General features: G+C 45.3%; 11 protein-coding genes. 8 read left to right on the forward strand and 3 right to left on the reverse strand.

The window, feature by feature from the left end; translation table 11 throughout:
• Window positions 1-53: 53 nt before the first annotated feature.
• On the reverse strand, window positions 54-2,090 hold the full coding sequence (locus FKN08_RS12285; protein WP_065645591.1) for a PhoX family phosphatase: 2,037 nt from the start codon (window positions 2,088-2,090) through the stop codon (window positions 54-56).
• A 266-nt stretch (window positions 2,091-2,356) separates the two neighbouring features.
• Between FKN08_RS12285 and FKN08_RS12290 the strand changes: the two genes are divergently transcribed.
• Window positions 2,357-2,695, forward strand: coding sequence for a 50S ribosome-binding protein YggL (locus tag FKN08_RS12290; RefSeq protein ID WP_005393599.1), 339 nt, complete (start codon window positions 2,357-2,359; stop codon window positions 2,693-2,695).
• Window positions 2,696-3,321: 626 nt separating this feature from the next.
• Here the strand turns inward: FKN08_RS12290 and FKN08_RS12295 are convergent.
• Entirely contained in the window at window positions 3,322-4,188 is an 867-nt protein-coding gene (locus tag FKN08_RS12295; RefSeq protein ID WP_170892230.1) for an AraC family transcriptional regulator, read from the reverse strand.
• A 167-nt stretch (window positions 4,189-4,355) separates the two neighbouring features.
• Here FKN08_RS12295 and FKN08_RS12300 point away from each other — a divergent pair, with 167 nt between their 5' ends.
• The 4 genes from FKN08_RS12300 to FKN08_RS12315 all read left to right on the forward strand — a co-directional run bounded on the left by FKN08_RS12300 (window position 4,356) and on the right by FKN08_RS12315 (window position 7,742).
• Window positions 4,356-4,601, forward strand: coding sequence for a hypothetical protein (locus FKN08_RS12300; protein WP_170892231.1), 246 nt, complete (start codon window positions 4,356-4,358; stop codon window positions 4,599-4,601).
• Window positions 4,602-5,135: 534 nt separating this feature from the next.
• Entirely contained in the window at window positions 5,136-6,044 is a 909-nt protein-coding gene (locus tag FKN08_RS12305) for a LysR family transcriptional regulator (RefSeq protein WP_170892232.1), read from the forward strand.
• Window positions 6,045-6,345: 301 nt separating this feature from the next.
• Window positions 6,346-7,251 carry a 30S ribosomal protein S6--L-glutamate ligase gene (gene rimK / locus FKN08_RS12310; RefSeq protein WP_005393586.1) on the forward strand — a complete coding sequence of 302 codons (906 nt, stop codon included), beginning with the start codon at window positions 6,346-6,348 and terminating at the stop codon, window positions 7,249-7,251.
• Between the two features lie 62 nt (window positions 7,252-7,313).
• Complete coding sequence (locus FKN08_RS12315; RefSeq protein ID WP_005393584.1) at window positions 7,314-7,742, forward strand: RimK/LysX family protein; 429 nt, start codon at window positions 7,314-7,316, stop codon at window positions 7,740-7,742.
• Window positions 7,743-7,808: 66 nt separating this feature from the next.
• Here FKN08_RS12315 and FKN08_RS12320 read toward each other — a convergent pair whose 3' ends face one another.
• Complete coding sequence (locus FKN08_RS12320; protein WP_048625145.1) at window positions 7,809-8,534, reverse strand: MBL fold metallo-hydrolase; 726 nt, start codon at window positions 8,532-8,534, stop codon at window positions 7,809-7,811.
• Window positions 8,535-8,857: 323 nt separating this feature from the next.
• Here FKN08_RS12320 and speA point away from each other — a divergent pair, with 323 nt between their 5' ends.
• From speA to emrD, 3 genes are all read left to right on the forward strand, one after another.
• A complete protein-coding gene (gene speA / locus FKN08_RS12325) occupies window positions 8,858-10,768 on the forward strand; it encodes an arginine decarboxylase (protein ID WP_161444533.1) in 1,911 nt (636 codons plus the stop codon).
• Between the two features lies 1 nt (window position 10,769).
• On the forward strand, window positions 10,770-11,690 hold the full coding sequence (speB, locus tag FKN08_RS12330) for an agmatinase (protein WP_005393578.1): 921 nt from the start codon (window positions 10,770-10,772) through the stop codon (window positions 11,688-11,690).
• Between the two features lie 411 nt (window positions 11,691-12,101).
• The gene (gene emrD, locus FKN08_RS12335) at window positions 12,102-13,307 is read left to right on the forward strand and encodes a multidrug efflux MFS transporter EmrD (protein WP_005393574.1); all 1,206 of its coding nucleotides are present in this window, start codon (window positions 12,102-12,104) and stop codon (window positions 13,305-13,307) included.
• Window positions 13,308-13,325: the final 18 nt, after the last annotated feature.

The raw sequence follows: 13,325 nt of genomic DNA on the forward strand, positions 1-13,325 counted from the left end.
TCAAGCCCTGCATTTGCAGGGCTTGAATTTTAAGGTGTTAATGCATTTAGAGATTAAACTGCAATCTCTCCACCGTCTTCACGTCGAATAACCACCGTCGCCGCTCGTGGGCGCACAGAAACACCAGCAGGCGTTTCTTCGGCGGCATCTTCACTGTATGGCCAGTTGCCTGGGTGCTGAATATTCACAAACAATGATTTGTAATCAGGGCTGATAGTAAAACCTGTCACTTCACAACCATTTGGCCCGACAAAGAAGCGTTTAAGCTCCGCTTGGTTATCCGCACCAATCACTGCTTGGTCACCATTCTCATCTGTTAGCTTAGATGGCACAACGGCCAACATTTGATCATTAGTGTAAGACGTAACTTCATCTGCGCCGTTATCGGTCTGAATCCACAAAATACCACGGCCATCAAACGCTAATCCGTCAGGGCTAGCAAACTGGTTTAGCTCATTCAGGCCAGAACGGTTGGTATCTGCATCACCATTTGCTGGCGAACCAAAGACAAAAATATCCCAAGTAAAGTCTGTAGCTGAAGCCCCTTCATCCCAACGAATAACGTGACCAAACTTATTATTCAAACGTGGGTTCGCAGGATTGGTTTCATCTGTACGGCGCGTATTGTTCGTCAATGTTAAGTAAACCGAACCTGTAAATGGATCAACCGTACACCACTCTGGGCGATCCATTGGGGTTGCCCCAACGAGGTCAGCCGCGCCTGCCGTATTAATGATAATTTCAGCCAATGAGTTAAAGTGATCCGCTAACGTACCACCAGATTTTGTTACGCTATCAAGCGTCAACGGCAACCAAGTACCTGTACTGTCTTCATTGAAACGCGCAACATACAGTGTGCCTTTGTCCATGTACTTATCGCCTGCCGCTAGGCGGTTTTCCGAGTTTGCATCTGCTGGATCCCACGCTGCCGCAGATTCAAATTTGTATAGGTACTCAAAGCGAGAGTCGTGACCAGAGTAGAATACCACTGGTTTGCCTTCTTCAAGCTTACCAAAAGTACAGCCTTCGTGACGGAAACGACCTAGTGCAGTACGCTTCTTCGCACGCGAGTTTTGCGTGTAAGGGTCAATTTCGACGATGTAACCGTGACCATTGGCTTCATTACGGTAATCATCCATCGCACTTGCTCCTGTTGGAGCCACATTAAAGCGAGAGAACTCATCAAGACGCTCTTCTGCATTTCCTGCAAGTGTTTCCCACAAGTAGCGTGTGCTTTGGTCATCAACACCAATGCGATCTTGTTCTTCTGTACGAGTCCCGGCGTTAACAAAGTAACCTGGCCAGTTCTCTTCACAAGTTAAGTAAGTGCCCCATGGCGTGTAGCCGTTGCCACAGTTGTTTAACGTACCACGTGCTTGGCTGCCATCTGGCGAGAAACGAGTGACGGTTAGTGACGTGTGCGCGACCGGGCCAGATAAGTCCATTGCTGTCGCACCAGTGTAACGGCGGTTTAGTGGATCGGTATCGACTAGCTTCCACATGTTGTCTTCAAGCTGAATACGAACCACTGATACACCGTGCGCGTTAATCTCTTTACGCACTTCATCTACAATGGTACGTACGCCATTTTCAACCGTCGGACCGTTTGGATGCAGTGCTGATGTATCAATGTACTCGTGGTTGATGCAAAGCAGACCGTCGGTCGTACTGTCATTTAATGGGAAAAAGTGCATGCCATCATGGTGCATGCCCAACGCGTTAAGTTGGTCTGAGCTGGTATTGCTGCCATCATTTTTCCACGCGCTGCCTTGTGCATTAAGTGGTGTTCCCCAAGGTACCAATACTTGTGCGGTGTAGCCTTGTGGAATTGAAACGGCGTCAGTGAGTGAGCCAGGGATAGATTCAAAGTTAAGAACGGCTTTAGATACGCCCGAGCCACTGCTTACTGTACTTCCTGAGTCAGACGAATTACAACCAGCCAATCCGAAAGCACCAAACGCTGTCATCGCACTGATACCTAAACCACCTTTTAGAATGCTGCGTCGAGATAGGCTCGCTTCTAATACTTCTTCAAATGGTTTGTTTTCACTTTGGTTATAACGCGTCGCGTCAAAGGTTTCCTTGCTCATTTTTACTTTCCCGATCTTATAGTTTAATTAATAAATAAGTGATTAGTTGAACGGCAAGAAGTTTGGAGAAGAAAAATGACAAAAGTGCTTAAAACATATGAAACTTGTGTTTCAGCAGTGCAGCAAACTCAGCAGCGTTACCAATTGAGCAATTAAGTTTTGGTCATATAATCACCAACTGTATCGCTTCATTCTGATTTTACTTGGGCTAAAGTGTGATAGAAGGTATAAGGTGTACGAATTCAAATCATCTACGAGAGATAATCATGAAATTAGACAAGATCGATAACAAGAGCCGTCGTATCCGTAAAAAGCTGTTCTTAGGTGAGTTCGCAATCCTAGGTTTCGAGATCAGCTGTGAAACAGACATCAACGACTTCGACCGTTACGATGCATTCGTTGATGACTTTATCGACTACATTGATGGGCTTGGCCTTTGCTTCGGCGGCGGTGGTCTAGAACTGTTTGAAGGCTTCCTATGCTCTACTGACCGTTACGGCAGTGCTACTGAAGAGCAAAAAGCACAAGTTATTGCATGGTTAGAAGCGCGTCCAGAAGTGAAAAGCGCAAAAGCTGGCGACTTGGTTGACGCAAACTACCTGTAAGTAACAGAGTCATACTGACAATAATAAAAAGCTGGTCTCCGGACTGGCTTTTTTACTTTTGGAAATGTGTGATAGTAAAAGTAGAGTGCTGGGAGGTTGTGCGGAGTGAATGTGGCGTTTTCTGAGCTGGCAATCAGCGGGAAACGGCGTTCCCCTGCCAGCTCGTGCCTTTAGGTATCATTAACTATGATTTTTTAGCTGGTGCGTCTTTCGTGTCTTTCCAGTATTGAATGCGCACACGATGTAGCTGAGCTCTTCTAGTCTTTTTCATAGTAAAATCCCTCATCTTATATAAGTAACGCTCCTTATGGAGCTTATTGTCTAAGGTCGAATCCCCTTCAATCTATAAGGGAACCAATTATTTAACCGTGACCAATTTCACAACATAATGATAATTACCGATTTCTTGCAGTCATCTTTGACTAGTAAACGGCGTATTATCTCTCTGACACGGTTAACTTACTCACCGGATATGACAGAAAAATGGCAATCAAGTTCCCTATATTATCTGTCACTGAATCTTAATAATGATTCCTGAAAAATTTTGCAAGTAAGATATCAATTGCCCATCACTTTCAGCCGAGTAACTCTTTTCGCGTTCGTGATCGCAGTTGTGTGCGACCCAATTAAGGCTGGATTCGCTGCTGATATTGCTGACGGTACTCGCGTGGCGTAAGCCCTTTATACGTTTTGAAGTGACGATTAAACAGGGCTTGGTTTCGATACCCTACTCTCTCAAACACAATTCCAATCGGCAAAGGCGTTGATTGCAGCAAATCTGCGGCATGATTGATCCGCAATTTCATTAGGCGTTGGCTAAACGGCTCTTTAAAGTGCTTTTGAAACAATCTTGTGACCGCACTGTCACTCAGTGATAAATGGTTCGCCAAGTTCGCGAGCGTCACTTTGCTAGCAAAGTGCTGTTCGAGATACGCGTTGACACTTGCCACTCGTTCTCTTTCCTGTAATTCGTGTTCACTCATCGATAAGTAAGAGTGAGTCATCAGTGTTTTCGCCCCTTCATCGTGAGCAATCAAAGACAAAACATGAAGAAATCTCGAGAGTTGCTCCATTGCAGGAAACGCCATGAGCTCATGTAGAAGATCCACAACGTGCTGAGCTGTCCGCTCAGAAAACACCACACCTTTGTTGGCCGCCTTTAAAAGCGGATCAAGCTTTCTAAGCTCTGCGCAATAGAACATCAAATTGGCAATCCACTCACGCTTAAACCAGATCACATGAGTCTCGCACTTGCTCTCGACCAATGTGGAATGAATAGAGTGAGGCACACCTGGCGCGATCAATAGCATTTGGTTGTGAGTCACTTCTAATTCGTGATGACCAATATGCAAACTGCCAGTGAAGTAGCGATGGATGACTAATTCAAACACATCATCGTGAAAATGGAGATCGTACTCTTTTTCTGGCTCATCAATGCGACGATAGCGCCAAGAAAAACCTGGTCTTTGCGGTACTTTTTCGATGTGTGCCATTGGCTACTCCACAAAATAGTATTGTTTCACGCTCAAATAATATCAGTATTGCCAGCTTAATCTTCATCACGCTGAAATAGTATTGATATTAAGCGGCATACTATCAACTTTGTGTCGTCACGCTCCTTATTGTTGCCTTGAAAGACAAGATAACTAAGGAGGCTTTCATGAGTCACTTCACTGTCAAGCTACGCCAAGTCCTGCACAAAACACGTGATGAATGGGCAACATTCGCCATCAAAGAAATGGAAATTCCACCTGACACTATCGCCAAATTTTATGGCTACAAATCGAGTTGTGATCTTGAGCAAATTCTTAAACAGGATGAAAACGACGCCAATTCGGATATTTGCTCGACACCTTGTGCGAGATCTCTCACAAGCAATGTAAGCAAAACGACCATCATTGACTAAGACAAAATCGAAAAATTAATATAAGCAATTGAAAATTATCACTTATACTATTTCAAACAATATTCGCTGCCAAAGTTTTTTTACCTAGCTAATTGAGAGTAATCAGCAAAACATCAATACTGATTGTGTCGACAGGATGTTGGCGGGAACAGGAAAAAAGCCTAATGGACTAGGTATCTTCAGGATGAAGATTTGGTAGCTTAGGATGAGTTATCAGCAAGGATGTAGTTAAGCTCTAGGATAGAGTTCGCCCGTCAGGATGATAGGCAAGAATGGACACCGCTAGGAAGGCGATGAACAAGGAACTCGGTTAAAGGACTTAACCACAATCAAGGATAGATGCAGGGAGCACCTATAGTAGCCGGATTGCTGCGAAAGAGAATAAGCCCCGTCTGGGAAACCAGGCGGGGTTTTATTTTGTCTGCTATTTATTTTATTATTCGCGAGGCACCCGATTCTCTTGCGTCGATTTATTTCGTGCCGTGCTATCATTTTCTCTACGTCTTTCAGCAAGCTCACTGCAAATCTCACATTATGCTTAATCCTGTTTGGTTACATACATTTAAGACATTGATTGAAGTCGGTCATTTCACACAAACGGCAGAAAAACTTTTTATGACCCAACCTGGTGTCAGCCAACACATCAAAAAGTTAGAGCAAAGTTGTCAGCATGTGCTGATCAAACGTGAAAACAAAAGCTTCGAATTAACAGAGCAAGGTCGGATTGTTTACGCCTACGCGCTGGAGTTAGAAGAAAGAGAGAAAGCGTTGCTCGAAGAACTCAGTTTTGATGATGCATTTTCAGGTCACTGTAAACTGGCCTGTTCTGGCGCAATGGCATTGATGCTGTATGGCCCTCTTTTAGAAAAGCAAAAACAGCACCCAGGCTTATCGCTGCATTTAGAAGCCGCACCCAATCACTCGATTCTCAATGCAATAACGGAAGGAAGCATTGATATTGGTATCGTAACTGATGTTCCTCACAAAGGTTTATTTCACAGTGAAAGAATTGGTAAGGAGCAGTTGTGCTTAGTCCTACCTAATCAATACCGCGAAAAGCAGATAACACCACAACTCTTGCACGACTGTGGTGTCATTGCCCATCCTGATGCCAAGCACTACATGACGCTGTTTTTTGACCAATGCGCGGAACAAGATCTCCAAGAAATTAAGATGAGCGATTTACCATTATCCGGCTACGTGAATCAATTAAGCCAAATTTTACTGCCTGTGAGTAAAGGACTCGGCTTCACCGTGCTGCCTCAAAGTGCTGTCGACAATTTCCCACAAAAAGATACCTTGCACATCGCACAACTGAAAAACACCGTGTGTGAAGAGTTATTTTTAGTTCGCAAACGCAGCCGTGTTCTGCCACTGCGCTATCAAACAATTAAAGATGTGTTATTGGACGTCATCACAAACTCAAAACAAACTACAGAATAGCCTAACGTTTTAAACTCGTCGTAATCCGTTTGCTTAAAAAAGTCCACAGACAACTTCCGGCTTACGACGCTGAGAATGCCCGATGATTCAACAAATTATTTTTGTCGTAACGACGAGTTTTTTTCGTTTTCTTCTCGCGAGAAAAAAACCTAAGGTGCGCACCTCTAACGAAGTGGTTGTCCAACCACACATCTAAATCGTTGAAGTCAGTAGGTAATATCACCTAAATATCACATACCTGCTGCATTCTATACTCTATACTTATATTTTTAATTTGGTACTGACTTACTAAGGAATTGCCATGCGTATTGCTATTCTCTCTCGTAATGAGAATTTATATTCAACCATGCGCCTAAAACAGGCAGGTGAAGAGCGTGGACATCAAGTAGACGTCATCGATACTCTGCACTGTTATATGGACATTACGAGCAACAACCCTAAGATCCGCTATAAGGGTGAAGAATTGCCACAATACGACGCTGTGATTCCACGTATCGGTGCATCCATCACATTCTACGGTACCGCGGTTGTACGTCAGTTTGAAATGATGGGCACATTTTGTGTCAACGAATCGGTCGCGATCAGCCGCTCTCGTGACAAATTACGCTCGTTGCAACTGTTATCGCGTAAAGGCATCGGTTTGCCGCGCACTGGCTTTGCTCACCACCCTGACAACATTCAGGACGTGATCAAAAATGTTGGTGGCGCACCTCTAGTGATTAAATTACTAGAAGGTACTCAAGGCATCGGTGTTGTGCTTGCTGAAACCAACAAAGCAGCAGAAAGCGTGATCGAAGCTTTTATGGGGTTGAAAGCAAACATCATGGTGCAAGAGTTCATCGAAGAAGCTAAAGGCGCAGACATACGTTGCTTTGTTGTCGGTAATAAAGTGATTGCAGCGATGAAGCGCCAAGCGAAAGAAGGCGAGTTCCGCTCTAACTTACATCGCGGCGGCTCTGCACAGTTAGTGCGACTAAGCAAAGAAGAGCGCGCTACTGCGATTAACGCGGCAAAAGTCATGGGGTTAAACCTATGCGGTGTCGATATCCTTCAATCTAAAAATGGCCCAGTGGTAATGGAAGTGAATTCTTCACCAGGTCTTGAAGGTATTGAGCTCGCAACAGAAAAAGACGTTGCTGGTATGATTTTCGACTTTATCGAGAAAAACGCAAAACCACACGCAAACCGTACTCGTGGTAAAGGTTGATAATTGTTTGAGTGAGAGCCTGCTCAGTAGGCTCTCGTATTACTCATCGCTAGGATGACACTATGAATCAGAAAATGATCATTGGGAACGCCGAAGCTATTTGCTTACCTGAGTTAGGGATTACTCACCTTGAAGCGCGCATTGATACGGGCGCACAAACCTCTTCATTGCATGTAGATAACATTGATTGCTTTGAAAAAGATGGTCAGTCTTACGTTGCATTCGATCTACACCCGGATGTTTATCATTTAGAACAAGTGGTTCGCTGCACAGCGAAGCTAAAGGCAAACCGTAAAGTTAAATCTTCAAACGGTACCTTTGAGCATCGCTGCGTTATCACCACCATGCTGCGCATGGGTGACAAACAATGGCCAATCGACATTACTTTGACCAACCGTGAAAAAATGACTTACATGATGTTGTTAGGTCGTCAGGGTATGGCAGACAAAGTGCTGGTCGACCCTAGCCAATCTCACTTATTGGCATCTTAACCCCGTAGCTTCAGATGAGTGATCGAACGTTTTTGTTGAGCATCACTCGTCTGGCTTTATCTTCGCCTACTTCCTACGAAATAGCGCAAACAACAATCCCTTCGCTTTAACCTTTGTGACGCGCCAATGGGTCATCGGCTTAGTCGGCGCAGTATGCAGAATGTGCTGATACGCTTTCTCATCAAAAGTCACCTCTCCCCCATGCGCCAAAAGCAAACATTGCGGATCCATCTCAAACACACGCTTTAATGATTGGCGATATTGGTTTGGATGAAATATGGGAAACGGCGCAATCAGGTGTTTCTTAACCTGCACCATCAAATCCGCCACATACAATACATCTTGTTCAGAATGATAAACCGACAAATCTCTATCGGTATGTCCCTGCGTTTCTAGCACCTGCCAATCATCAAACCCCGGAATACACTCACCATCGATGAGTTCGATATCGGGCTTTAACTTGCGCGAATACCACAGGTTTTGCTTTGGTTTACGCATCCGGTTCGCCATCCAGCGCGCTAACATCAAATCGGTCAAATGCATTAGCCAACCATCTACACCGCTATACCATTGGCTCTCTCGCTTTGCGGCCAATAGCTTACATCCAGTTAAATCACGCAGTTTGTGTGCGCCACCAGCGTGGTCTGGATGCATGTGAGTTACAACGACCAACTTTAGGTCAGAAAAAGGACGATGGAGTTGATGTTCAATAAAATCTTTAAGGTGAGGAATGTCTGCTCGACTTGCACCATCAAGCAACATTAATTTATCGGGATATTCGGCGAGATACATGGTCTGAATGTATCCCTGAATTCTGTGCAGCTGCAAAATATGTCCTTATTTGAGTGAGATTTTTCATGACCGCTTCCTTGCTGGTCAGACCAACTATAACAGCTGAATGGACGCTCTGGTAAACAAATGTTCACATCAGCGCACGACAAGAAATCATAATCGAGATGATAGATTTTAATCATTAGACTCAGCGGCACTTTTATCCGTTAATGCGCGCACACGGAGTTCGTGTCAGGGTATGAGGTTAATGCCTCATGATTTGCTTTTTTGTACTTTTCCTTCTAATTAATTAAGGACTTAAGTACATTTTTGTGAGAATCGAGTTGGAAAAAGCAACTAAATTAGACCGCATCCGCGCGGACTACAACGTTCACTACTGGAGCCAAGGTTTCTACGGTATTGATGACCAAGGCGAGGTTTACGTATCACCTCGTAGTGATCGTGCACATCAAATCCCTTTCAGTGCCATTGTAAACGAGCTAGAAGCGAAGCAGTTAAATCTGCCTGTATTAGTGCGCTTCCCGCAAATCGTGCACCAACGTGTGCATGGAATTTGCCACGCTTTCAACCAAGCAATTGAAGAATACCAATATCCAAACAAATACCTGTTGGTGTACCCAATTAAAGTAAACCAACAACGTGAAGTGGTGGATGAAATTCTAGCGAGCCAAGCTCAACTAGAAACCAAGCAGCTTGGCCTTGAAGCGGGTAGCAAGCCAGAATTGTTGGCAGTACTTGCATTGGCTCAACAAGGCAGCTCCGTGATCGTGTGTAACGGCTACAAAGACCGTGAGTATGTGCGTCTTGCACTGATCGGTGAAAAGCTAGGCCACAAAGTATTCATCGTACTAGAGAAGCTTTCTGAGCTGGATCTGGTGCTAGAAGAAGCGAAAAGCTTGGGCGTAAAACCGCGCCTTGGTTTGCGCATTCGCCTCGCCTCTCAAGGTGCGGGGAAATGGCAAGCAAGTGGCGGTGAAAAATCGAAATTTGGTTTGTCTGCATCGCAAGTGCTTAGTGTTATTGAACGTCTGAAACGCGAAGGCAGCCTAGATGCGATGCAACTGGTTCACTTCCACCTTGGCTCACAGATGGCAAACATCCGTGATGTACGTAATGGTGTGAATGAGTCTGCACGTTTCTACTGCGAACTGCGCGCACTGGGTGCAAACATCGAATACTTCGATGTGGGCGGCGGTTTGGCAGTCGACTACGACGGCACACGCAGCCAATCATCGAACTCGATGAACTACGGCCTTGCAGAGTACGCACGTAATATCGTCAACACAGTGGGCGACGTGTGTCAGCAATACGAACAACCGATGCCAGTGATCATATCTGAATCCGGTCGTTCACTGACAGCGCACCACGCTGTGTTGATTTCTAACGTAATTGGTACAGAAACATACCAACCGGAAGAAGTGCATGAACTTGGCGCAGATGCTCCACTTTTACTACAAAACATGTGGCGAAACTGGGAAAACTTACAAGATGGTACCGACGCTCGTGCGTTAATTGAGATCTACAACGATACCCAAAGTGATTTGGCAGAGGTACACTCTCAATTCGCAACTGGCGTGCTTAACTTGGAGCAACGTGCGTGGGCAGAACAACTGTCACTGCGCATTTACTTCGAACTAAGCCGCAAGATGAGCACTAAAAATCGCTTCCACCGTCCGATTCTGGACGAGTTGAGTGAACGTCTTGCAGATAAGTTCTTCGTGAACTTTTCTCTCTTCCAATCTCTACCAGATGCTTGGGGTATTGATCAGGTGTTCCCTGTTCTGCCACTTTCTGGTCTTGGCGATGCGGAAGAGCGTCGTGCTGTGATGTTGGACATCACCTGTGACTCTGATGGCGCGATCGATCACTACGTTGATGGTCAAGGCATCGAGAGCACGCTACCTGTACCAGCTTGGAGCAAAGACAAACCGTACCTAATGGGCTTTTTCCTAGTAGGCGCATACCAAGAAATCCTTGGTGACATGCACAACCTATTTGGTGACACCCACAGTGCAGTAGTCAATGTTGATGAACACGGTCAATTTGAGATCAGTTACATCAATGAAGGTGATAGTGTAGAAGACATGATGCGCTACGTTCATATCGACGTGGATGCGATTCGTGACAATTACAAACAATTGGTTTCCCAAAGAGTTGAAGCCAATGAACAAGCACAAATCCTAGCAGAACTAGAACAAGGTCTAGCGGGATACACCTATTTAGAGGACTTCTGATATGAATGATTTGTTTACTAAAACCGATTATTCGCTTTACTCCAACTCTATGTCGTTTTTACGTCTACCGTACATTCGTAATCCGGTATCGGCAGACGCAGACGTTGTGGTGCTAGGGGTTCCTCTGGACATGGCTACATCTGGTCGTCCAGGCGCACGCATGGGGCCAGATGCGATTCGCCGTGCCTCAGTCAACTTGGCATGGGAAGGTAAGAAGTTCCCGTGGGACTTCAACGTATTGGATAAGCTGAAAGTGATCGACGCGGGTGACCTCGTGTTCGATTGCGGTGATGCGGAAGATTTCACTTACCGTCTAGAGGCGGCAACCAGTGAAATTCTAAAAAGCGGTAAAACCATGCTGGGATTGGGCGGTGACCACTTCATCACACTGCCTATCCTGCGTGCCTACGCGAAGCATCATGGTCAAATGGCTCTGATTCACTTTGATGCTCATACGGATACCTACGCAAATGGCAGTTCATACGACCACGGTACAATGTTCTACCATGCGCCGAAAGAAGGTTTGATCTCTGCGAAGAACTCCGTACAAATCGGTATTCGTACTGAATACAAACAGCAGGATCACGGCTTTAATGTGATTAATGCGATGCAAGCGAATGACATGTCGGTGAACGAGATCTTAGAAGAGATTCGTCGTACCGTCGCAGATAAGCCAGTGTATGTTACTTTTGACATCGACTGCTTGGACCCAGCCTTCGCACCGGGAACAGGTACACCCGTTTGTGGTGGCTTGAACTCAGACAAAGCGCTGAAAATTATTCGTGGCTTAGCCGGTATGAATATTGTGGGTATGGATGTTGTAGAAGTATCGCCTCCGTACGACCACAGTGATGTTACCGCATTAGCGGGAGCAACCATCGCGCTAGAAATGCTTTACGCATACGCATCTGGCCGAGAATAAACATAATCATTTCTAAGGGAGCTTCGGTTCCCTTTTTGTTCATGGTGCCTTCTCTAGTCTTTTCTGCGTTCGAACCATGTCTTGCTCTGGCTAACCAAAACAATTCTTCTCCCCTCGGTTTTAACCATAAAAACCAATGACCTATAAGTGGATTTACATTCACAACAAATAAGAGATTTAACGTAATTCAACAAAGAAAAGCAGCCTATTTCCGAATGCAAATTAAGATTAGTTTTTCTAATCCATATTATAGATTTTTATCTTGCTCAACTTCACACTTTTCGATTGCTAATTGTACACGCAAAGACTAATATCTCGCGCAAATAGCCCCGTAACACCAAAAGTCTGTTGGCACTCTGCATTAGAGCGCTAAGGGTTTTTACGTCTTAAATTTTTTGGAGAGATACGCAAATGTCTGCTTCGTTTCCATTAGCGAAACTTACCTTTTTAATCGCAATATTGACTGCCGTGGGTCAAATGACCCAAACAATGTACGTGCCTTCAATCGGTCATATGGCGGGTGAGTTTTTGGTGTCTGCGTCATCACTTCAAGCTGTGATGGCTTGTTACCTGATTCCATATGGCTTATCGCAATTCGTGTACGGTACGTTATCGGACCGCTTAGGTCGCAAGCCAATCATCATAGCAGGCCTACTTATCTACATCGTAGGTACATTGGTGGCGCTCTTTGCACACCAATTTGAATGGTTCTTGATTGGTAGTTTCATCCAAGGTTTAGGTATTGGCTGCGGTGGTGCGATGTCACGTACTCTGACTCGCGACTGCTTTGAAGGTTCTGAGCTACACAGAGCAAATAGCTTAATCAGCATGTGTGTGATTTTCTCACCATTGTTGGCTCCCGTACTTGGCGGCTACTTAACCGAAGCGTTTGGCTGGCGCTCTAGCTACCTATTCTTAGCGCTGTTTGGCATTGCAGTGGTGATTACCATGATGACCAGCATGATGGAGACGCTACCAAAAGAGAAACGCAAGTTCGAACCAGTAGCCAAAAGCTACAAACACGTTTTGTCTGACCGCCGCTTCCAAGGCTTTTTGATCTGCCTAGTTGCGACGTTTGCTGGCGTAGGTGTGTTCGAGGCAGCAGCTGGGGTATTGCTAGGTGGTGTATTGGCATTACCAGCAACAACGGTAAGTTTACTGTTTATCTTACCGATCCCGGGTTACTTGGTGGGTGCCGGCTTATCTAGCTACATCGCGCAGCGTCGCTCTGAGCGTCGTGCTTTAAATGTGGGCTTGGTATCGATTTTTGTTGGTTCAGCTATTGTGCTCATCCCTGGCTTGTTTGGTTTAACCACGGCGTTAACGCTGGTTGGTGGCGCAACCGTGTACTTTTTGGGTGCGGGTATCCTATTCCCAGCCGCAACAACCGGAGCAATTGCGCCATTCCCATACCATGCAGGAACAGCAGGCGCGACATTGGGTGGCATGCAGAACTTGGGAGCAGGTATTGCGACCTTGCTTGCATCACTATTTCCAGCGCATAACCAGATGCCACTAGGTGTTTTGATGATGGCAATGTCGGTAATTGCAATGCTTGGGCTCATGTGGGTAAATCGAGCGCACAACCACTCAAACGAAGTGCCGCAAGTCATCTGATCATTATCGACTAACGTT

Source organism: Vibrio sp. 1-2 (7-a), assembly GCF_013048515.1.
GTDB classification, from domain to species: Bacteria; Pseudomonadota; Gammaproteobacteria; order Enterobacterales; family Vibrionaceae; genus Vibrio; species Vibrio diabolicus.